This is a genomic window from Mycobacterium sp. SVM_VP21 (assembly GCA_024758765.1).
Taxonomy (GTDB): domain Bacteria; phylum Actinomycetota; class Actinomycetes; order Mycobacteriales; family Mycobacteriaceae; genus Mycobacterium; species Mycobacterium heraklionense_C.
Window position 1 is genome coordinate 3,018,138 of the sequence record CP101406.1, and the last position, 22,321, is coordinate 3,040,458.

Consider the following 22,321-nt stretch of genomic DNA (forward strand, 5'->3'; position numbering starts at 1 on the left):
CTGCGCTCACGGCGACGTTGTGCGAGAAGAGGCCGCCCTGGACGCAGAGTCAACGGGGTGGTGGCCACCGTGTTAGCTGCCGGCATGGCGCTCAGCGGGTGCGCGGCAGTCGATATCACCGCCCCCGAGGGCACCGCCGCGGTGGGGACAGCCAGCGACGTCAACCCGCAGGACCCAGCAAAACTGCGCGACGGCGGCAATCTGCGACTGTCCATGACCCAGTTCCCGCCGAACTTCAACCCGCTGCACATCGACGGAAACCTGGCCGAGAACGCCGCGATGCTCAAGGCCACCATGCCGCGGGCGTTCACCATCGGACCGGACGGCTCGGCGACGGTGGACACCGACTACTTCACCAGTGTGGAGCTGACCGGCACCAACCCCCAGGTGGTCACCTACACCATCAACCCGAAAGCGGTGTGGAGCGACGGGACACCGCTCACCTGGAAAGACATCGCCAGCCAGATCCACGCCACCAGCGGCGCCGACAGCAGCTACGCGATCGCGACCACCAACGGCGCCGAGCGCGTCGCCTCGGTGACCCGCGGCGTCGACGACCGGCAGGCCGTGATGCGCTTCGCCAAGCCCTACGCGGAGTGGCGGGGCATGTTCGCGGGCAACTCGATGCTGTTGCCGGCCAGCATGACCGGCGACCCGACGACCTTCAACAAGGCGCAGCTGAGCCGGCCGGGTCCCTCGGCCGGGCCGTTCGTGCTGTCGACCCTGGATCGCACCAGCCAGCGCATCACCTTGACCCGCAACCCCGCCTGGTGGGGCCGGACCCCGAAGCTGGACACCATCACCTACTTGGTGCTCGACGAGGCCGCCCGGATGCCGGCGCTGCAGAACCACACCATCGACGCCGCCGGAGTGGCCACCCTGGATCAGTTGACGATCGCGCGGCGCACCGAGGGCATCGCGATCCGGCGGGCGCCGACTCCGGCCTGGAATCACTTCACCTTCAACGGGGCGCCGGGCGCCATCTTGTCTGACAAGGCGCTGCGGCTGGCGGTCATGCGCGGGATCGACCGGGCGACGATCGCCAAGGTCACCCAGCGCGGCCTGACTGCCGACCCGGTGCCGCTGAACAACCACATCTACGTCGCCGGTCAAGAGGGGTACCAAGACAACAGTGCGGTGGTGGCCTACGACCCCGAGCGTGCCGCACGCGAGCTCGACGAGCTCGGCTGGACGTTGCATGGGAAGTTCCGGGAGAAGAACGGTCGCCCCCTGGTGATCCGCCACCTGTTCTACGACGCGTCGAGCACCCGCCAGTTCGCCCAGGTGGCGCAGCACAACCTGGCCCAGATCGGGGTCAAGTTGCAGTTGGACGCCAAGGCCGGTGGCGGCTTCTTCACCGACTACGTCAATGTCGGTGACTTCGACATCGCCCAATTCAGCTGGGTCGGAGACGCTTTCCCGCTGGCCGGGCTGAATCAGATCTCCGCGTCCTACGGGGAGGCCAACTTCGGCAAGATCGGCAGCCCGGCCATCGACGCCAAGATCGAGGAGACGCTGGAGGCGCTGGATCCGGCGGTGGCGCGGGCGCGGGCCAACGAGGTCGACAGCCTGCTGTGGGCCGAGGGATTCAGCCTGCCGCTGATCCAGACCACCGGCAATGTGGCGGTGCGCAGTTCGCTGGCCAACTTCGGGGCGCCGGGGCTGGCGGATCTGGACTACACCGTGATCGGGTTCATGAAGGACTGATGGTCAGGCGGTCAGGTCGATGCGGTGGGCATCGGTGACGCTGCGGTAGCGATCCGGGTCGCAGGTCAACACGATCACCTGGCCGTGCGAGCCGACCGCGTCGAACACCGCACCCATCTTCGCCAGCCGATCGGGGTCGGTGAAGCCGAGCGCGTCGTCGATCACCACCGGGACGCTGTCCTCCTTGGCCACCAGCGCCGCCCCGGCCAGCCGCGTCAGGATGCCCAGCTGTTCCTTGGCGCCGCCGGACAGCGACTCATAGGGCACGGTGCGACCACCGAGGGTGCGGGCGCAGATCTTCAGGTCGGTGTCGACGTCGACCTCGAAATCCGCACCGAACACGTGCGCGCCCAGCCGCTGGATCTCGGCGCGGAACGGCTCGACGTAACGCCGGCGGGTGTCGTCGCGGTGGCGGACCATGGTGGAGCGCAGCAGCGCTGCCGCGCGAGCCCGGCGCCCGATCCGATCATGTTCGGCCGCAACGTGTTCCCGGGCGGTCTGCGCGGCGTCGAGTTGGCCCCGCCGGCCCTGGGTGCCGAACACGGCCAGCTCGACCTCCACCTCGTGCAACGCGCGGGCGGTCTCGGCGTGGCTAGCCCTAACGTCCTGAGCCGCGGTCTGCGCTGCCGTGAGTTCGGTGTCGATCGCGTCGGGGGCGGCGGCGCCCAACTGTTCGGATAACTCGGTCACGCGCTGCTCGGCGGTGCGCAATGCCTGCGTGGAGGATTCGGCGGTAGCCGCCAGCTCGTCATCGCTGACCGTTGCCCGCTGCGCGGCGAGACGTTGGTCGACCGCCTCCAGCTCACTGCGCTGGGCCGCCGCCTTTTCGCGCAGCAGCGTCAGCCGTGTAGCGGCTTCCGTGCGTCGGGCCGCAGCCTCCTGGGCGGCCCGACGCAGGGTTTCGCAGTCGGTGGCAGCCTGCGCTCGCAGTGCCTCGGCCTCGTCGCGGTCGGTGCGGGCCTGCTCCGGTGTGATTCCGGTGGGGATCTCGCCGTGCTCGTCACGCAGTCGTGTCAGCCGAGCGCGCAACGCCTCGACCTCCTCGTCACCGCGCAACGCTGCCAGGGCGGCGGCCAGCTGGTCGCAGCCGCCCTGTAGTTCGCGTCGCCGCTGGTCGGCGTGCCGCGCCTGCGTCAGATCGGTCACGCCTGCTGCCGCGAGGGAATCGACCAGTTCGGCTTGTGCCGCAGCATGTTTTGCGCTGGCTTCCCGCGCACTGTCGCCCGGTCTGACCCGCAGACTCAGCAGGCCGGGAACCTCGACCTCAAGGCCGTCGGTGACGGTGGCCGACCAGCTCTGGCCGGCGGGCAGCGCGGTGTGCTCGCCGGCGATCATCAGAGCGACGTCGGCGACCGCGGCAAGCTCCAATGTCGCCGAAATCGCGGCCAGCGACGCCTCGCTCCGGTCGCAGGCCGCCGACGCAGCTTCGATCCGGCGCAGGATCGGCTCGGTCACAATGATCTGCGCCAGCTCGGCCGCCACCTCGGCGAGCTGACTCTCGGTGGCGTCAAGCCGGGCGGGCCGGTCAGCAAGCCGGTCTGCCTCGTCGCGAGCGGCGAGTTGGTCGACGACGCGGCGCGCGGATGCGGCACGTTCGGTGGCGGCGGCCACGGCTTGCGCAGCCTCGGCCGCGGCGGCCTCTGCCGCGGTCGCTTCGGCATCAACGGTGGCCTGCACCTGGGCCGCGCCGTCGATCTCGGTGTCTAGCAGACTGATCGCGGCCGCCCGGGATTCGACTTCCTCGCGTTGCCGGTTCCGCTCCGCGCGGGCACTGTCGGTCGCGGCGCCAGTGGCCTTGGCCGCGGTGGCCACCAACTGCGCATCGCGAAGCTGGCTGCGCAAGTCGGCGATCGCGGCGCCGGCGGCCTGCGCCGCGCTGTGCCGGGCGTCGGCGGCGGCCTGCTCCTCGGTCAACCTCGCCAACTGCGCAGACAGCTCGGCGTGCCGGTGCACCCGGTCGTCCACTTCGGCGAGCAGCTCGGCACACCGCGCCACCTCGGCGTCAGCGTCGGCCAGCGCCGCGAGAGCACTCGCCCACTCCCCGGTGGGACGCCCGGTCCCGGTGAAGTAGCGCGCGAACTCGGCATCGATTCGCTCGATGAGAACCGGCTCGGTTCCGCTGGGGCTGGCCGTGTCACCGGCGGCGACGTCCAGCGCCCGAGACAGCGCATCGCATCCGGACAAGTCCACCGCCGCCGTCGACGCCGTCTGCAGCACGCGTTGGGCCTGCCAGAGGCCGGTGTCCATGGTCTCGTCCAGCATGGTGCGGACCCGCTCATGTGCCTCATCGCCGGTCAGCTGCTCGCGGCGCGGCTCCAGGATGGTCAGTTGTGTTCGGGGCGCCTTGTGGAAGCGCTTGTGATAGACGAAACGGTAAGGGCCGGTGCTGATTTCCGCGGTGACCTCGGCGCCGACGTCCGCGTAGGTGGGCTTGACCTGCTTGACGTCCTTCTTGGCGGAGCGGTCCTTGGACTCCAGCAATAGGTCCAGCGCTTCGATCATCGAAGACTTGCCGATCTCGTTGGCGCCGGACACCACCACCACGCCGTGGTCGGGGAAGTCGATCTCTCGATGCGCCACACCGCGGTAGTTGGTCAACTCCAATCGGTGCAGTCTCATGCCACGCCCCGATCGACCAGGCGCAGTAGCAGCGCCAGCGCGGCATGGGCGTCGTCGGCGGTATCGGTGTCGGCGCCGCGGGCCGCCGCGACCAGTTCCTCGACCGCGTCCGCCGCGAACCCCCCGATGCCGAGGTCGGCAAATTCGCCGTCGGCGGGCACCACCACCAGGTGGGTATGACGCTTCCAGGTCCCCAACCAGGCGAACAGCCGCGAATACCGGTCCAGGCAGGCATCGAGGGCGGCCCGGTCGGTGACGCTGAGCGAACCCGTCAGGGCCAGCTGGACTACCGTGCGTTCCTTGTCCGGCAGCTGGTCGAGGTTGATGTCCAAGTCGGCGACGTCACGGCCGGTGTCAAGCTGGCGGTACAGCGTCAGGAAACGCCATCGACCGATGTGGCGGGAGTCCACGCTCACCCCGCCGCCGGTCTCGTCGACATCGACCACCAGCACGTGGCCGGGGTCGGATTCGATGTCGTCGAAGTTGGTGGGTTCCGGCGAACCGGAATACCAGATTCGGCCCGTCGCCCCGACCTGGGTGCGAGAGTGCTTGTCCCCCAAGGCGACGTAGTGGATGGCGCCGCGGGTCAGGGCGTCTTGCAGGCCGGCCAGCCGAATCAGCGCCGGGTTGCCGGGGTCGGGGTCCAGCACGTCGACGCCGCCATGGGCAACCAGGATCCGGATGGTGCCATCGGCGGACAGCCCGTCGAGTGCGGCGGCCGCCAGGTCGGTGGTGGGGCGCTTGGACCGCCACGGCGCGGCGACGATCTCGAGACCGGGGCGCACCCGGTGTACGCCGGCGGAGTCGAGAACGATCACATTGTCGGGGCACTCGGCGGTGAACAACGCGCTGGTGTACACCGACGCGGCATCGAGCGGATCGTGGTTTCCGGGCAAGAGGTAGACCGGGATCCCGATGGAGCGCATGGCCTCCAGAGACTGGCTGATGACCGCGGGGGCGAGTTGGTTGTCCTCGAACACGTCGCCGGCGACGACCACGAACTCCGCACCCGTCTGCGCCGCCAGCGCTCCCAGTCCGGCCACTGCGTCGCGCCGGGCTGCCGAGTAGCGCGGCTGGGCGTCGCCGGCCAGGAAGTGCCGGGTCATGCCGAGCTGCCAATCGGCGGTGTGCACGAAGCGCATGTCGGTCCTGCCCCTTTCCGCCGGGCCGTCGGCCGGGCATCGCGAGTGTATGGCCGGTCACCGACAAGGCCGTGGACCTCGATCGGCAGGTCCGGGCGCTCGATCGAAGGCCTGATCTCTTACGTCACACCTGGCACTTCAGCACCGCCAGAGGCAGGGTGCGATGGATTCGAATCGGATAGCGCGGGCGATATCGGGCACCCCTACTCTGGAGCAGGTGAGCACTTACCGGACCCTGATTCTGCTGCGGCACGCCAAGTCGGACTATCCGCCCGGAGCCGCCGACCACGAGCGTCCGTTAGCGCCGCGCGGAATCCGGGAGGCGGGGCTGGCCGGAGACTGGCTGCGCGCCCATGCGCCGGCCATCGATGCGGTGTTGTGTTCGACCGCCACCCGGACCCGACAGACCTACGCGCAGACCGCGCTGACCGCACCGGTGCGCTACGTCGACGACCTCTACGACGCGATGCCCGGAAACGTGATCGACACGATCAACACCGTGGCCGCCGACGTCGACACGCTGCTGGTGATCGGCCACGAACCGGCGATGTCCAGCGTCGCACTGGGACTGGCCGGCCCCGGCACCGATGCAGCCATAGCCCAACAGATCTCGGAGAAGTACCCGACGTCGGGGATCGCCGTCCTCCATGTCCCCTGCGGCTGGGCGGACGTGAAATTGGGATCAGCCGCGCTGGTCGACTTCTGCGTTCCGCGGTAGCGCCACGGATTTCCCAGTGCCACAGTCAGTTCGGCAGCAACCCCGTGTACTGCAGCTCGAACTCCGTGCGGAGGACGCCGAGGATCAAATGCGTCACGCTCTCACGTTGCGAAAGCCCTGCTGCTGCTCCGATTTCGCGGAGGATGTTCTGTTGCGCCTCTACGTAGTAAGCGTAGCAACGGATCGTTGCGGCTTCAGATCATCGCCCGCAACGCCGGCGCCGGCTCCACCCCCATCACCGTCAGGGCACTGGAGTGATAGATGCTCCCCGGGGTCTGGATGGCGTGCCCCAGCCCGACGTGGGCGTCGCGCCAGAACCGCTGCAGCGGGTTGTTCCGGCGCGCGGCGTTACCCCCGGAGCGGGCGAAGATCGCATCGGCAGCTGCCACGGCCCGCCAGGCGCAGCGAATCTGGTTGCGCCGCACCAGCGAGCGGTCCTCGAAGCTGATCTTTTTGCCGGCGTCGGCGAGGTCGTACATTCTGCTGATGCCGTCGAGGAGTTGCACGCGTGAGGCGGCGATCTCCGCGGCGGCCTCCGAGATGGCGTAGAGCACGTACGGGTCGTCCTTGATCTTGGTGCCGGTGGCGGCCACCCGGTCGCGCTGATAGTCCAGATGCGCTGCCAGCGCCCCCTCGGTGATTCCGATGAGCGCGGCGGTGATCCCGAGCGGGAACATCGCCCAGAACGGCAGCTTGTAGACCGTCTCCGTGCGTCCGGCCGCCTCGGCGGCGCTGGCGCCGGAGGCGACGTGCTCGAAGTCGATGGTGCGGTAGTCCGGGATGAAGGCGCCGTCGACGACGATGTCCTTGCTGCCGGTGCCCGACAGGCCGATGACATCCCAGGAGTCCTCGACGATGGTGTAGTCGGCGCGCGGCAAGACGACGTGCAGCACCTTCGGCGGCCCACCCTCGGCGCCGCCGACGCGCGCGCCCAGGAAGATCCAGCTGCAGTGATCGGTGCCCGAGGAGAAGTTCCACCGCCCGGTCAACCGATAACCACCCTCGACCGGGGTCGCAATCCCTTGCGCGGCATACGGGGAGGCGATCCAGGTGTCCGGATTGTCGGCCCAGATTTCGGCTTGCAGCCGGCGGTCCATCAACGCCATCTCCCAGGGGTGCACTCCCCCGACGCCGCACACCCAGCCGGTGGAGCCGCAGTGCTTGGCCACCGCCATGACCGCCTCGGCGAAGTCGCGCGGGTGGGCGGCGTAACCGCCGAAGTCCGTCGGTTGCAGCATCCGCATCACGCCGGCTTGGCGGATCAGCGCCACTGACTGTTCGGAGAGCTTGCCGAGCCGTTCGCTGTCGTCGGCGGTACCGGCCAGCTGGGCGGCGATCTGCTCGACGCGCTCGACAACTTCGTGCGCCATAACCGGCACCTCCTGAATCTGCGGGCCCCACGGCGGGGCCCGTTGGTTTCCGTACCGTACCCCCCATTTGACCAAATGGTCAATCCATTTGGTCAATCCATTTGTGCAATGGTCGTCGGCCTGGCTAACCTGCCCTTATGGGCAACCGTGAGGATCTGCTGGAGGGAGCCAAGCGCTGCTTGGTCGAACGAGGCTGGGCGAATACGACGGTGCGCGACATCGCCGCGGCGGCCGGCGTCAGCCATGCCGCCATCGGCTATCACTTCGGTAGCCGCGAACGCCTTCTAGTGCAGGCCCTGCTGGAAGAGCTCGACGAGCTCGACACCCGCATGGCGCCCGACGGTCAACCGGCGACGGCAGTGGACCAGTGGCGGGCGATGCTCGAGTCCTTCACCACCGACAAGGCGCTGTGGACCTCGCACCTGGAAGCGATCGTCCAAGCCCAACGCAACGACGAACTGCGCACACGCCTGGCCGAGGGTCAACAACGCGCGCGCACCGAGCTGGGCGGCTCAGTCCCGTTGGCCGTGATCCTCGGTTTGATGATCCAGTCACTGATCGATCCCGACAGTGCGCCGACGGCGGATGCTGTGGTGGCGGAGTTGCGGGAGTTGGCCAGCCACAGCGGGCCGACCCCGCGTTGATGAGGAAACGGCGCCGTCTCAAGCTCGTTAGCCTTGCTTCCGAGCGCTTCGTCGGCCGCGGTTCGGCGACGGATTAGCAGGTTCAGCCAGCTCGTCAGATCGCCCATCAGACTGCTCAGTCCGAAATCATCAGCCGAAGGGCTGCGGCGATCCCGCCTTACACGAACGCCGCCTGAGCTGGACGCGTCAACGCGGCTGTCCTGTCAGCCCGTTATTTTCGCTTTGAAACAATTTCTGTGATGCCGTGATCGGTCACTGCCGCAGCAAAAGGTATTCCCTCGGCGTATCGCCCCCAACCGAGGCATGCGCCATCCGGCGTCGCCGGGGTCGAAAACCCGATCTCCGAGCCACCCAAACACACCGAAAATAGGCAGCTTTTCTACAGCACATTGACAACTACGGAATAGTGCCGTCTGTTCAGCGGAAAGGCGCATCTCCGCCACGAATGGCCTTCGATTCTTCTATTCAGCGAACCGTCCTACGCGTAACATAATTCGCTATGTATCGCTTCAGTCCTGGTCAAATCAACGGAGGCGGACCAGAGCTGGATCTGGCTCAGCAGAAGTCGTGGCACAACTACTTGACGACCGTCTTGCGCATGTCGACGCTGCTCAACCGGAAGCTGACCGACGCCCACGGCATCTCGCTGGATGACGTGCGCCTGCTGAGCCTGCTCGACAGCGCGCCCGAAGGCAGTGTCCAGATGGGCGAACTGGTTGAAGCCTTGCCGTCCCTACCAAGCCGTCTGACCAGGCAAGTCCGCCGCTTGGAAGAGGAAAATCTGGTGCAGCGGACGACTAGTCCCCACGACCGCCGCCGCGTCATCGCGACCATCACCGAGGCGGGCAGAATCTTGGTGGGAGAAGCCATGACGACCTACGCGAACGAGGTCCAAACCCACTTCCTGGGCCCGCTGACCAGACCGCAGATCGCCGCCATGGGAACCACCTGTCGACAAATAGGCGACGCGCTGAAATCGGCACAACGCTGAGCCGTCGCAGCGGGTAATCGACTGGCATTCGTCAGCCGAATAAACATGTGGACCTGCTTGTATTTTTGATTTGAACAAAATCTGGCCAAAGATAACTCAACCTATGTCTTGATGACGACGGAAAATGGCCGCAACCGACCCCAGCAGTCGCCCCGATTTGAGAGATTTTCGGCGGTTCTTCCTGGGCACCGAGCTACGGTAAGGCGTGCTAAGTCTTATGAGCCGAGCCAGGTAGGCATCCCGGTTCGGTCAGCATCGCTCGGCGAACTCCAATACATCCACCTCACCGCGAGAACAAGGCGAACCCGTATGTCGATGGAACTACACTCATGACCGCGATCCACTTCATCTCGGGCCTGCCGCGCTCGGGGTCGACCCTGCTGGCCGCGTTACTGCGGCAGAATCCGCGCTTTCAGGCCGGCATGTCAGGTCCGCTGGCCGGCCTGTTCGGCGCCCTGCTGGGCGAGATGAGCGCCCGCAACGAATTCTCGGTCTTCATCGACGACACCAAGCGCCAACGCATGCTGCACGGACTGTTCGACAACTTCTACGCCGACTCCACCGCCGAGGTCATCTTCGACACCAACCGAGCCTGGTGCGCCTGGATGCCGGCAATCGCGCAACTCTTCCCGGACGCCAAAGTCATTGCCTGCGTGCGGGACATGCCGTGGATTCTCGACAGCATCGAACGTCTGATCCAGCACAACGTCTTCACCCCGTCGTCGATCTTCAACTTCCAGCCCGGCGGCACGGTCTACACCCGAGCCAACGGCGTGGCGGCGCAGAACGGCATGGTTGGCGCACCGTATGACTCGCTCAAGCAGGCCTGCTTCGGCGCGCAACGCGACCGACTGCTGTTGGTGCAGTACGAGACCCTGACCACCGACCCCGCCAAGACCATGCACGCCATCTACCGGTTCCTGGACCAGCCGGCCTTCGACCACGACTTCGACCACACCGACTACGACGTCACCGAATTCGACGAACGCGCGGGCACTCCCGGCCTGCACACCGTGCGCGGGACCGTCAAGGCCGAACCCCGCGAAAGTCTGTTACCGCCGGACCTTTTCAACCGGTTTGTCAACGACGCCTTCTGGCGCGATCCGAATCGGATCCCCGAGGGATTGCAGGTGGTGTGAGGCGACGGTGATCCGTCGCTCGCGGGATGCTTGCTCTGCTCCCCACCGCAGCTGGACGCTGCCCAACAAACCGGGCCGGACCGCGCTTGGCGAGAAACACACCGCACAATTGGTACATAATAGTCAAAACGGCTAAAATCGCGGGCAGGAAGATCATGAACGGGGAACACGATGTCCACGGTTCCGTTCCGCAACCGCGACGGCAAGCTGGTCGACGTACCGGTGGTGACTGCCAGTCGCCTCAAAAACGAGTTCGGCACCGTCTTCGAGCAGGCCGCAGTCAACGGGGCAGTGGTGATCACCAAGCACGACACCCCCAGGGCGGTGCTGCTCTCGTATGCCGAATTCGAGGCTCTGACCGCACCGGCTACACCCGTCCTTGACCACCTCAGCGAGCGCTTCGACAACCTGCTGGCAGCCATGCAGACAGCAAAAGCCAAAGCCGGAGTTGCCGCTGCATTCGAAGCCACGCCGGAGGAGTTGGGGGCCGCTGCGGTGAAGGCGGCGCGGACCGCGAAGCCACAGTGAGCCGGGGCGGCCCATGGTTCCCAAGGCAGCCGCACCACCTCAGCTGTACGTGCTGGCAGGCGTCAACGGCGCCGGCAAGAGCAGCATCATCGGCGCGGCGATCCGCGATAACGGCGGCGAGTACTACAACCCCGACGAGGCCGCGCGCGAGATCATGGTGGCCAATCCCGGACTGGGTCAGACCGCGGCCAACGCAGCCGCATGGGAGCAGGGACGAAAGTTACTCGAACGGGCCATCGACCAGGGCCTCGATTTCACTTTTGAGACCACCCTGGGCGGCAACACGCTACCGCGATTGCTGGCCGAGGCTGCCAAGCGTCGGGTCGACGTTCACGTCTTTTTCATTGGGCTCGCCAGTGCCGAGGCCCACATCGGGCGAGTACGACAACGAGTCAACGCCGGCGGACACGACATTCCCGAAGCCGATATCCGCCGCCGCTCTCGCCACAGCCTGATTAATCTCGTGACACTGCTGCCGGTGCTGGCCCAGCTACGGGTTTATGACAACTCGGCGGCCGCCGACCCCGCGACCGGGAAGGCGCCGCAGCCACTCGTGGTGATACATATGCAGCGTGGACGCATCGTCGGGCCGCCCGATCTGACCTCTACGCCCACCTGGGCCAAGCCCATCGTCGCGGCGGCCCTGGAACTCAGCCAAGCACACTGACGGATCCACTTCATCTCGGGCCTGCCGCGCTCGGGGTCGACGCTGCTGGGCGAGATGAGCGCCCGCAACGAATTCTCGGCGTTCATCGACGACGCCAAGCGCCAGCGCATGCTGCACGGGTTGTTCGACAACTTCTACGCCGACTCCACCGCCGAGGTCATCTTCGACACCAACCGGGCCTGGTGCGCCTGGATGCCGGCGATCGCGCAGTTGTTTCCGGACGCGAAAGTCATTGCCTGCGTGCGGGATATGCCGTGGATTCTCGACAGCATCGAACGTCTGATCCAGCACAACGTCTTCACCCCGTCGTCGATCTTCAACTTCCAGTCCGGCGGCACGGTCTACACCCGCGCCAACGGTGTGGCCGCCCAGAACGGCATGGTGGGCGCACCCTATGACTCGCTCAAACAGGCCTGCTTCGGCGCGCAACGCGACCGGCTGCTGTTGATGCAGTACGAGACCCTGACCACCGACCCGGCCAAGACCATGCACGCCATCTACCGGTTCCTGGACGAACCGGCCTTCGACCACGACTTCGACCACACCGACTACGACGTCACCGAATTCGACGAACGCGCGGGCACTCCCGGCCTGCACACCGTGCGCGGGACCGTCAAGGCCGAACCCCGCGAAAGTCTGCTGCCGCCAGACCTTTTCAACCGCTTCATCAACGACGCCTTCTGGCGCAACCCGAATCGGATTCTCGACGGGTTACACATCGTGTGAGCACCTTGTCTCCAACGCATTAGGGGCAAATTCTCCGCTTCGGGTATTTCGCAGAATGCCCTCCGGGCGATCTGGCCGTGGTCAGCCGTGACGAACGCGGCCGCCGGGACGTAGGAGACCCGGCGGCCGCGACCGATGGTTCCGGCTAACCCGGCTGCCCGTCGGCGCCCTTCTGACCGGCGGTGCCGGTACTGCCGTCCGGATTGCCGGTGCCGCCCGCGGCACCGGCGCCACCCGCGCCACCGGTACCGGGCGTCCCGGCTGTGCCGCTGCCGGTGGGTGTGCCGCTGTTGCCACCGGCCCCGCCGCCACCACCGGCGCCACCATCACCGCCGGCTCCCTGGGAACCGTTGGTGCCGTGAGCACTCACACCACCCGCACCGGCAGCGCCACCGACACCGCCGGTACCACCGACACCGCCGTTGCCGCCGGCAAGGCCGTTGCCGGCGCTATTGGTGCCACCAGCTCCACCCATGCCACCAGCACCGCCGGTACCACCGACGCCGCCGGCACCGCCCTGGCCACCGTTACCGGTATCCGAGGTGCCACCCGCGCCGCCTTGCCCGCCAGCACCTCCGGCGAAGCCATTGACGCCTGTACCGCCGTCCGCCCCGCCGACACCACTGGTGCCGGGTGCACCCCAGCTGCCGTAGCCGCCCGCGCCCCCGACGCCGCCGACACCGCCGTCGATACCGCCCGTGCCGGCGCCGCCGGCGCCACCCGTGCCGCCAGTAGCGCCAACGCCGCCGTAAGCGCCGTTGCCGCCGGCACCACCGTTGCCGCCGTCACCCGCGTGGCTTGGCCCAAGTCCGAGATTATTGGTGGGAGTAGCGACACCACCGCTGCTACCGCCCGTCCCGCCGTCACCACCGACACCACCGGCGCCGCGATGGCCTGTGAAACTATCCCCACCGGACCCGCCGTACCCACCAGCCCCGCCGTTTCCGCCGGACGCGGTACCGTCGCCGCCGTTGCCACCGACACCACCGACACCACCGGTACCGGCCTCGACTGAGCCGCCTCCGCCGCCTTGGCCGCCATTGCCGCCCACGCTGACGACACCGTTGCCGGTGGCACCGTTGGCACCAGCCCCGCCAGCACCACCGGTGCCACCGACGCCGCTGCTATCGACGAAACCACCATGACCGCCGGCACCTCCATTGCCTCCAACGCTGTAGATGGTGCCGTCGTCGTTCCAACCTGTGCTGACGCCGCCCGCACCGCCCACACCGCCGACACCACTGGCGTCACTACCAAGGAAGTCGCCACGCCCACCTACGCCGCCGTTGCCGCCGGCGTAAGTGCCGGTACCACCGGCACCACCGGCACCACCGGTGCTGCCGAAACCGCCCGTGCCGCCATTGCCGCCGACAGTCTTGACAGTGCTGTCGTCGGTCGCGCCGTTTCCGCCCGCGCCACCGTTTCCGCCGACCCCAGCGACCCCGTCCTCACTGCTGCCGGAGCCCCCGCCGCTTCCGCCGTTTCCGCCGTGGCCCGCGGTGGCGTCACCACCGTTACCACCATTCCCCGCGGCGCCACCGGCATTCTCCCCGAGTGAGCTGCCACCTTCACCGCCGGCGTTGCCACCGTTGCCCCCGTTGAGGCCGTCGCCGCCGTTTCCACCGTCGCCGTCGCTGCCTCCAATATTGCCGTTACCGCCTTGGCCGCCGATACCGCCGTTGCCGCCGTTACCTAGATATTCACCGGTCGTGGGATCTTGGTACGCGTTACCGCCGGCCGCACCGTTACCGCCATTGCCGCCGTCCCCCATCTGGCCGGTCTCCCCGAGGGAGCCGTAGGTCTTAGCGCCGGCCGCGCCACCGGCACCACCGTTACCGCCGCGGCTGACGAAAGTGCCGGCGCTGCCGCCGTTGGGGTGCGCGGCAGTACCGTCAACCAACGCACCGCCGTTGCCCCCGTTGCCGCCGTTGCCGCCGTTGCCACTATCGCCGATCAGGAACCCGCTTTGTCCGCCGGCACCGCCGGTACCACCGGTGCCACCAACGGTCGGCCCTTGAACGGCGGGGTTGCCTGTCAAGGAGGCCGGCGCACCTTCGGCACCGGCGCCTCCGTTGCCGCCGATGCCCCCGTTGCCGAACAGCCAGCCAGCTCCATCGCCGCCGGCACCACCATTACCGCCCACTCCGAACTTAATGCCGCTGCCCACACCGGTGATGCCGTCCCCGCCGTCCCCGCCGTGGCCACCCACGCCCATGAATGAGCCACCGGCACCGCCGGCACCGCCTGCAGCCCCGGCACCACCGTCGCCGCCGACGCCACCGTCGCCAATGAACCCACCTGCTCCGCCGGCACCGCCAACTACGCCGGCGTTCGCACTTTGGTCGTAGCCGGCGCCACCATCGCCGAACCACAATCCGCCCGCACCACCATCGGGGCTGGCCGCCGTACCGGCCGCGCCGTCACCGATCAAATACAGCCCCGACCACTGGTTGATGGCGTTGTCGACTTGCTCACCGAATGAGCTATTGATCCAGGCTTCCAGACCGGTGTGGATCGGGGTGTAGACCCACTGATCGAAGACCTGGGCATAGTCGATCGACGCCGACGCCGACGCCCCCGCGCCAGCGGCATCGAGCAACGAATCCACCGACGCCCCACCACCGGTGAACGTGGAATCCCACGCCGTCACCCAGGAACTCACCTCGGCCCCCAACGTGGGATCGACACTGGACAGGGAATCGATGATCGGATCCAGCATCAGATCCAGCTCATCAGCGCGCGCCGACGGCGCACAAGCCAGCGGGGCCATCCCGAAGGCCAAGAACGCACCCACCGCACTGGCGCGACGGCCACGCGGGCTGCTGGTGTGACGACGACTCATGTGAACACCTCTCCTGTCAAAAATCCGAGTGGAAAAACACGCAAAGGGAAAAGGGAAAAGGGATTACGGGTATAGGGCCTGGGCCGATTACAGCCAGGACCCGAGGTCCTGCAACCAGCCCGACACATCGGTGGCCATCGCACTGGCACCACCGTCATCAAAGAAATCGGTGGGAATCGTCGGCAGTGTCACACCGCTTAACGGCGACCCCGACCCATCCCACCCCAACAACGAGGCGATCGTCTGCGCCCAGCCCTCCCACGCCCCCAACGGGCCTACCGCCTGACCTGGAAGGTCCAGGGTGCCCAGGACGGGGACACCGCTGAAGTCCAAGCCAACGCTGTTGAAGATGGAACCCCCAACTCCAGAGTCAGGGCCCACGCTGCCAGCACTCAGCAGCCCACCGAACGCAATATCCAGATTCTCCATGGTCATGCCCGGTGGGAAAACATGGAAGCCGTTGATCATCGGCAGCAGCGAGTCGAGGTTGAGGGTCGCTCCGTTGAAGTAGGCGCCCACCATATTGGCCAGCGTCGTGTTCCCGTCGTCCCCGGCCGTCATGCTGTTCAGCAACGCAACCCACGGGCTGATGGACGGACCCAGCATTCCCATGATGATTCCGCTCTCGGGCGACGCCAGGAAGTCGATAATCGGCATCACCGTGGCGGGATCTGTGCCCGCCGGTAGGTAGCCAGGAGCCTCGTTGAACATGAGCAGATGGCCTGGGTCACTCCCAAGCGGGTTCCCGTTCCCATCAAGGGTGTGGCTGAGCACTGTGTCCGTGGTGGCGGTGTTGGCGCCTTGTAGCCCATAGCCGGTCTGCACTGCCGACAGATTGTTCTGCATCTGGGTGCTGATACTCGTGACACTGTTGCTGGTCGGGTCGTTGAAGAAGTCCTGCAGGTAGCCGGCCATGTTCGCGGCCATCTGCTGCATCCCCACACCGGGCGCCACAAAGAAGGCGTTCATCAAGGCCGTGGAGTTTTCGGACGCAGTGTTGTACTGGGCGATCCACGGCGCCAGCAGATCCGGCAGCGAACCGCTGCCGGTGGTCAGAGCCACCTCGCGCATCTGGTGGACGGCGGGCGACGGCGCGGTCACCGGCGTGGCGGCGATCAGGCCGGCACCGACGACCGCGACGCCGACGGAGGCGTAGGGCCGAAGGGTTTGCGTTGAGCCTGCGCGCTTTCGTGGGAGTGCGCGGGCGTGAGGCGAGCGCTGATTCCCGTTGCTGCGGTGCTGACGAGCCATCTGTGGGTCCCTTCCTGCGGGCCAGTTCATGGGTCAAATCTGTTGCGTGAATTGGGTAACCGGAGACGTCGTTGTCCAGGCCGCCCAAACTTCTCGGGGCCGCCACCGGCCGCGCCTTGGGGAGAGGCGACTGGTGCTTGCCCAACCTCGCCGGCTAAGCGGGGGAAGACGGGTTGAACCTTGTCTGCGTGACGCCTTCCGACGAGAGCGAGCCAAAACTTACCTGGCATAAACCTAAATCGCATATAGGTTGGTGACATTTTTCGAAATTAATGATGGCTTCGAGTGATTCTGCAATCCAGTTGCCGACGATATCGCCTGTTCATCCGCACTATAAGTCGACTTTAGCAAAGCTCACCAGATTTCGATATCGTTCAATTCAAAATTACTCGCCAGTAACTATCCGACGTGGAGTCGAGCCCGTCTTTGACTTTGCCATTATAGGATGTCTAGGCCATTTACCAGCAATATTGTCCATTGAAGCATTTGCCAGATTTCCCGAGAGGCTGCCGTCCGCGAGGCAAGTTAATGCCCAGATGATGGCTTGCAGGCAAATTACTAGATTAGAGAATTCTTTTCGTAGTGAAGTAATTTCCGCGGGTCAAAGCTGGCCGATCCAGTCACTAAGCTGCGGCAATGCAGGAGATTAGCCGGCGCCACGACATCAGCTGCCTAAGAAATGCTTCGTTCAATGACGTGCGCCACAAACAAGGAATGAGTTCGCGCGCCCGCTAAACCGAGCCGACAGCCACCGAGCGTCAGCCTCCGGACTGCCAACCAGCCCGACGCCGCTTGGACTTCGCCGACGCCTTCAACGGCACGCTGATGCGCCGGCAGCTGTCCCCCAGGGCGATCATCTGCGGGCGTGACATCGGAGCGAGGTAGAACACGCGCACCGACTGGGCATAGGTCCGAGCCGCCGGCCGGACCATCGCCCGGCCCTCCCGGGTGATGGTGGCGATCACACCGCGCCCGTCGGCCCGGCTGCGGCTGCGACGAACCCAGCCCTGTGATTCCAGCCGGCGCATCAGCTCGGTGAGCCGGCTCGGTGCCAGCACCAGCGCGTGGGCCAGATCGCCCATTCGTGCTGACCCATCGGCGGATCGAGCGAGCGCGTCCAACACCAGGAAATCGAACAGGCTCAAGCTGTGCTGGGCGAGCAGTCGACGGTTCACCATCGAGAGCAACAGCGTCGACGATTCCAGGAACACTTGCCAACATCGCTGCTCGATCTCATCGAGACCCGGCAAGTGATGCGCTGGGGTCTCGGCACTGTCGTCCTCCACGGCGGGCGACGGTATCCAACGACTTCGCCGGATCTGCGAAGAAACTTCGGCAAACTCCGCCGCCACTTTGGATCCATCGACCACCAGCGACGGGCGGCAACGTTCCGGCGGTGATAACACGCTGGTCATGGGCCACTTCGATCCCGGCCAGAAAACGGCCAAATTGAACTATCTAGTTCAAGGTGAAAACTACTCCCCGGTAGGTTTCTGTAACGCGTTCTAGCGCACTTTGTGAATAGCCGCACCCTGTATCGGATAGCTTAAACCTCAGTTCAAAGCTAGTAAAGGCCTAAATTGTAAGTTTGCTGCATATCCTAGTAAAGTAACCTGTACTAATTGACTACGCGCCGGCGCGTAATACTGCCGGCAAACATCGCGGGACAAAGTCGTGACACGTCCAAAACCACCACGGCCCAGTGTCATACGTCGGCCGCAGCGCGGCCCCCAGGAGTGGCCTTCAGCCCTCCGAGCGCCGATCATGCTCAGCTACTGCTCAATCCGCCGGCAAGTGTCGACCCGACTAGATCATTTGCTCGAACCGGAGTTGACCGCGCCAGTGCGCAGGTACCCCAGCGGATAGGCCTCCAACACTTGGCGCAGACGCACGTGGCCCGCACTGGTGATCCGGGGCAGGATGCCACGCGGATCGGACCGACTTGGACTACGGGTGACCAGGTCTCGCTTCTCCAGCCGCCGAACCTGGTTGGCCACACAACTCGGCGCCACGCCCAGCTCCCGCGCCAGGGCATGAAGACGGTGGGCCCGCCGATCTGGCGTGCTGAGCAGCTCCAACAGCAGCACGTCCCGAAGACTTAGGCCGTGTGCGCCCCGCAGGCGCACGTCCAGTGCCATCGCCGCAGCGGCCGAGCAGCTCAGAAGCTGCCCCCAACGGTGTGTCTCGAAGCCGTTCCGTCCGGCCGGCCACGGCATGGGCCACCCGTCGTGTGTCTCGTCCACGGCGCGCGACGCTAGCGAATGGCGCAGTGACCACGCGGGCGAAAGGCACGACCCACAGCAGTTCGCGTGGATTTGTCAGGGCGCCAAAGTACTTCGGCAACACGTCACTTGACCGGATGTCGCTGTTCAGCGAGATGTTGTGCCCCGCAACAGAAAACCACCGCTTTGAATTATGTAGTTCAATGCGGAAGTCCCCGAGTCGGCCCCAACGCCCGCCTCAGCGCACAGCTTTGAGTGCCTTCCGGCGCCCATTCGTGCTGAGAGAATCGTTGATCCGTCGGCAGCTGTCAACCAGATTGACCATCTGGTCGTGCTTGAGCTGGTTGAGGTAGTGCACGCGGATGCCCTGCGCGTAGGTCTCCATCACCGCGTGCAGACGAGTATGCCCAGCACTGGTGATCCGGGGCAGGATGCCGCGGGGGTCGCCCGGGCTCGGGCTGCGAGTGATCCAGCCATGGCCTTCCAACCGGCGGATCTGGGTGGACAACTGCCCCTGCGTCACACCCAGCGTCTCCGCCAAGACACACAGCCGGTGCTCCCGGCGCCGGGGCCTGCTCAGCAGCTCCAGCAGCAGGACGTCACGTATCGAGAGATCATGGGCGCCCTTGAGGCAAACGTTCACTGCGTCAACGACATTCAGCGAGCAGGCCAGAAACTCTTGCCAGCAGTGCTGCTCGATTCCATTGAGCCCAGGTAGCCAAGCTATTGCCTGAAGTTCATGCATCTCGTCCACGGCGCGCGATGTTATCGAAGGATGCGCCGCAGAAACGGGGAACGCGTGTCAATTCGGGCATCTCGCGACGGATTCACCCCGTCGAGAATAGACTTCAGCAAATGTTCATTCTCCATGAATGCCCAGCTCAGATGAATATTTTTACCTTCGTCAGATAACCGTCGGGTCGAACCAATTCGTTCAAACGGAAACTAATCAGTTTTGTTCGACCGGAAATTACTCTGTTGGGCAGCCAAGAATCGGTTCGCCAGGACGCGCTTGTCACCGGCCCGCAATCCAGTCGATGAGCCGTTCGCGTCCACCGTCACCAGCAGCCGTTCCGGTAGCCAAGTCCTCGAGGACAACCACCGGGTCGACCGTGGCGATGTCGCCGTGCTCGCCGCGGGTTACCTGGCGCCACCATGTCGCAGTGGCCCAGATCGTGGGGTCGGAGTTGACCCGCAGTGTCAGGGTCGCGTCGTCGGAGGCGACCTCAACCAAGTTGTAGTCAGACAAGTCAATCAACTCCTCAGCGTAGACCAGCCCGCGAGTCGGCATCAGCCACCGCCGCCACACGTCAGCAGCGACCTCGCCGCCCGCGAGTACCCACACCCCCCGTTCGTCGCCGACCTTGATTGCCCGAGCCACCTGCTCCTCTACCGGATCCACGCTGTACCAATAGGTCTCAATCCCGTCGTCGCGGACCCCAGCCAGCGACGTGAGGCGCTTGCGCCGTTCGGTGCCAGACATGGGCGTGTGTAGTGGGAAGTGGATCTCGGACATCACCTGCAGACTCATTCCCACCACCGCGGCGATGTCGAGCGGACGCAGGCGGTGGCGCGTCAACACAGCGAGGCGCTCCGCTGCACGCCGGCACCGTCCGCGATCGCGGCAATCACGCCGCAGCTGAGCCCACGCATGTTCACCCGGCACGTCTGTACCGGAGTGGTACGGAGGGATGCGCATGTAGCCCTGCATACTCAAAAACAGTTTCCAGCAATGCTGTTCGAATCCGTCTCGTCCGGTCAGCCCGGGCGGGGGTTGGATGCCGAGTGTCTGGTCCACGGCGCGGGAATCTAGCGAACGCTGGACCGCCCGTCCAGGCAGAAATACGGAATACACAGCTTGTCGCGCGAATAGGTTCGAGCGCCTTCGCTGTTCGGCAACGCGCCGCACGATCAGATTTCGCTGGTCAACGAGACATTCTGGCCTGTGACAGCAACTCTTCCTTTTGAACCATTTGGTTCAAAAGGAAACCGTCAGACTCTCCGGAGCCAGGTACCTCCTACGCCCGGACAAGTCACCCCTCCGCGCCTGTCACCCGGTCGATATGCGCGTGGCTCTCCAGCACCGCGTGAAGACGTGCGTAGCCCTCGCTGGTCATCCGGGGCAGCACGCCCCGCCGGTCACGCCCGCACGGACTCCGGGTGACCAGACCCCGCTCCTCCAACCGGCGGACCTGGCCGGCCAACGCACCCGGCGACACCCCCAGCGTCTGAGCCAACACGCAGATGCGATGTGCCCGCCGATCCGGGACACTGAGCAGCTCCAGCAGCAGGACGTCGCGAAGGGTGACTCCGTGTGCGCCACGCAGGCGCACGTCTAGCGCCGCCATCAGATTGACCGGGCCGCTCAGCAACAGCTTCCAGAAACGTCGCTCGACGCCGTTCGACCCAGGTGGCCCCGGCGAGGACTGGATCCCACGTATCTCGTCCACGGCGCGGGACGCTAGCGAAAGGCAGATCTGCCGCACAGCCAGAAATGCTTCTTCCACAGCTAGTCGCGTGAATACGTTCCGACGCCAAGGCGTTCAGCAACGCAGCGTCCGACCACAACTCGCAGTTCAGCGAGATATCGTGGCCTGCAACAGAAAACGGTGACTTTGAACCACTTGATTCAAAGCGAAACCACCAGACTCGCCGAAGCGGCAAGCAAGATCAGGAGTTCGTCGCGAGCGTCAGCTCCATCAGTTTCAAGGCCTGCTCGCATGCGTCGATCCCGGGTGCCTGCGGGTTGACCCACCAACCGACCACACCGGCGGCGTCGCTGGCGACCCCACAGGAGCCGTTCGGGTCGGCCGGACGCATCACGATCGAGGGCACGCCCACGATGGTCTTGGTCTCGATCTGATACTTCAGGAACTCAGCGACCTTGCGTTCGTTGTCCAGGCTGCCCTGCTCGAACCAGAACCGGGTGATGTCGATCAGCCCGGCCGGGTTGGCCGCCTGCCAGCGGCAGATGGCGCCGACGAAGGTGCTCTGGATGTCGAGCGGGTCGGCCCCCACCGTCTTGGCCAAGATGTCGGTGGTCAGCACCTCGCACTCCTTGAGCAGGTTCGGGTACTGCCGCTCGGAGTTGTTGTTGCGCTTGGTGTCGCCCGCGCCGGCCTTGACGGCGGTGCCGCCCACCTCACGGGAGCAACCCGTCAAGCTGGTCACCACTGCCAACACCGCGACCGCCCCGGCCAGGACCCGCCGGCTCATTTCGAGTTCGCAATCGACTGGCGGGTCAGCTCTTTGGCGACGTCGCACGGATCCGGGAACGGCTTCTGAGCGAAGCTCACCGACCACTCGATGAAGTCATCTTTGAATTGGATGCCGACCTCACACAGGTTGTCGCCCATCGTCGGGGCGGTGCCGATCGCGATGAAACCGCTGTGGCCGTCGATGTTGATGTCCTCCACGGAAGTCCGCGACACCTCTTCGGTCTTGCGCTCGCGGCCGATGGGGCTCCCCCGATACCAGGAGAAGGAGAAGTGCGGGCCCATGATCCCGCCGCGCAGCAGCCACTGGCAGCCCACCGAGTTCTGGGCGGTGCCGACCACCCCCGCCACCCTGGTCAGGTTCGCGATCGTCTCGTCACTGATGCCACCGCACTGCGGGAACGACGGACCATGATTGCTCTGCTCGGCCGTCGGCGACGCAGACTGGCCGCCGCCCTGGGCTTCAGGCGAGTCGGAGTCAGAACATCCGCCGACCATCGGAATCAGGGCAGCGGCCGCCAGGGCCGGGACCGTCAGTTT

Annotated in this window: 20 protein-coding genes; 8 read left to right on the forward strand and 12 right to left on the reverse strand. The window is 65.8% G+C overall.

Going from position 1 to position 22,321, the window contains the following annotated elements:
* Window positions 1–84 precede the first annotated feature (84 nt).
* On the forward strand, window positions 85–1,707 hold the full coding sequence (locus NM962_13940; protein UVO14728.1) for an ABC transporter family substrate-binding protein: 1,623 nt from the start codon (window positions 85–87) through the stop codon (window positions 1,705–1,707).
* Between the two features lie 3 nt (window positions 1,708–1,710).
* On the opposite strand, the gene NM962_13945 is transcribed toward NM962_13940, so the two are convergent.
* Window positions 1,711–4,326 (reverse strand): AAA family ATPase, encoded by a 2,616-nt coding sequence (locus tag NM962_13945; GenBank protein ID UVO11102.1) that lies wholly within the window; start codon window positions 4,324–4,326, stop codon window positions 1,711–1,713.
* Window positions 4,323–5,468 (reverse strand): exonuclease SbcCD subunit D, encoded by a 1,146-nt coding sequence (locus tag NM962_13950; GenBank protein UVO11103.1) that lies wholly within the window; start codon window positions 5,466–5,468, stop codon window positions 4,323–4,325. The genes NM962_13945 and NM962_13950 overlap by 4 nt, the downstream gene beginning before the upstream one ends.
* Window positions 5,469–5,685: 217 nt before the next feature.
* Between NM962_13950 and NM962_13955 the strand changes: the two genes are divergently transcribed.
* A complete protein-coding gene (locus NM962_13955; GenBank protein UVO11104.1) occupies window positions 5,686–6,186 on the forward strand; it encodes a histidine phosphatase family protein in 501 nt (166 codons plus the stop codon).
* A 194-nt stretch (window positions 6,187–6,380) separates the two neighbouring features.
* Here the strand turns inward: NM962_13955 and NM962_13960 are convergent, their stop codons facing one another.
* Window positions 6,381–7,556, reverse strand: a complete 1,176-nt coding sequence (locus NM962_13960; GenBank protein ID UVO11105.1) for a hydroxylase — start codon at window positions 7,554–7,556, stop codon at window positions 6,381–6,383.
* A 137-nt stretch (window positions 7,557–7,693) separates the two neighbouring features.
* Between NM962_13960 and NM962_13965 the strand changes: the two genes are divergently transcribed.
* The 6 genes from NM962_13965 (at window position 7,694) to NM962_13990 (ending at window position 12,251) form a co-directional block, all read left to right on the forward strand.
* A complete protein-coding gene (locus tag NM962_13965) occupies window positions 7,694–8,200 on the forward strand; it encodes a TetR/AcrR family transcriptional regulator (protein UVO11106.1) in 507 nt (168 codons plus the stop codon).
* A gap of 499 nt (window positions 8,201–8,699) precedes the next feature.
* A complete protein-coding gene (locus NM962_13970) occupies window positions 8,700–9,191 on the forward strand; it encodes a MarR family transcriptional regulator (protein UVO11107.1) in 492 nt (163 codons plus the stop codon).
* A gap of 329 nt (window positions 9,192–9,520) precedes the next feature.
* Window positions 9,521–10,330, forward strand: coding sequence for a sulfotransferase (locus NM962_13975; GenBank protein UVO11108.1), 810 nt, complete (start codon window positions 9,521–9,523; stop codon window positions 10,328–10,330).
* Between the two features lie 171 nt (window positions 10,331–10,501).
* Window positions 10,502–10,858, forward strand: a complete 357-nt coding sequence (locus tag NM962_13980) for a type II toxin-antitoxin system Phd/YefM family antitoxin (GenBank protein UVO11109.1) — start codon at window positions 10,502–10,504, stop codon at window positions 10,856–10,858.
* 13 nt (window positions 10,859–10,871) lie between these two features.
* Complete coding sequence (locus NM962_13985) at window positions 10,872–11,525, forward strand: zeta toxin family protein (protein ID UVO11110.1); 654 nt, start codon at window positions 10,872–10,874, stop codon at window positions 11,523–11,525.
* A 54-nt stretch (window positions 11,526–11,579) separates the two neighbouring features.
* A complete protein-coding gene (locus NM962_13990; GenBank protein ID UVO11111.1) occupies window positions 11,580–12,251 on the forward strand; it encodes a sulfotransferase in 672 nt (223 codons plus the stop codon).
* 145 nt (window positions 12,252–12,396) lie between these two features.
* Here NM962_13990 and NM962_13995 read toward each other — a convergent pair whose 3' ends face one another.
* The 9 genes from NM962_13995 to NM962_14035 form a co-directional block, all read right to left on the reverse strand.
* Window positions 12,397–14,466, reverse strand: coding sequence for a hypothetical protein (locus tag NM962_13995; protein UVO14729.1), 2,070 nt, complete (start codon window positions 14,464–14,466; stop codon window positions 12,397–12,399).
* A gap of 714 nt (window positions 14,467–15,180) precedes the next feature.
* Window positions 15,181–16,344 (reverse strand): outer membrane porin GjpA, encoded by a 1,164-nt coding sequence (gene gjpA, locus NM962_14000; GenBank protein UVO11112.1) that lies wholly within the window; start codon window positions 16,342–16,344, stop codon window positions 15,181–15,183.
* Between the two features lie 758 nt (window positions 16,345–17,102).
* Complete coding sequence (locus tag NM962_14005) at window positions 17,103–17,630, reverse strand: MarR family winged helix-turn-helix transcriptional regulator (protein ID UVO11113.1); 528 nt, start codon at window positions 17,628–17,630, stop codon at window positions 17,103–17,105.
* A gap of 525 nt (window positions 17,631–18,155) precedes the next feature.
* Complete coding sequence (locus tag NM962_14010) at window positions 18,156–18,587, reverse strand: MarR family transcriptional regulator (GenBank protein UVO11114.1); 432 nt, start codon at window positions 18,585–18,587, stop codon at window positions 18,156–18,158.
* A 217-nt stretch (window positions 18,588–18,804) separates the two neighbouring features.
* On the reverse strand, window positions 18,805–19,311 hold the full coding sequence (locus NM962_14015) for a MarR family transcriptional regulator (GenBank protein ID UVO14730.1): 507 nt from the start codon (window positions 19,309–19,311) through the stop codon (window positions 18,805–18,807).
* 270 nt (window positions 19,312–19,581) lie between these two features.
* Entirely contained in the window at window positions 19,582–20,148 is a 567-nt protein-coding gene (locus tag NM962_14020; protein UVO11115.1) for a hypothetical protein, read from the reverse strand.
* Window positions 20,149–20,599: 451 nt separating this feature from the next.
* Window positions 20,600–21,016, reverse strand: coding sequence for a MarR family transcriptional regulator (locus tag NM962_14025; GenBank protein ID UVO11116.1), 417 nt, complete (start codon window positions 21,014–21,016; stop codon window positions 20,600–20,602).
* A gap of 220 nt (window positions 21,017–21,236) precedes the next feature.
* Entirely contained in the window at window positions 21,237–21,782 is a 546-nt protein-coding gene (locus NM962_14030; protein ID UVO11117.1) for a DUF3558 domain-containing protein, read from the reverse strand.
* Window positions 21,779–22,279 carry a DUF3558 domain-containing protein gene (locus NM962_14035; GenBank protein ID UVO14731.1) on the reverse strand — a complete coding sequence of 167 codons (501 nt, stop codon included), beginning with the start codon at window positions 22,277–22,279 and terminating at the stop codon, window positions 21,779–21,781. The genes NM962_14030 and NM962_14035 overlap by 4 nt, the downstream gene beginning before the upstream one ends.
* Window positions 22,280–22,321: the final 42 nt, after the last annotated feature.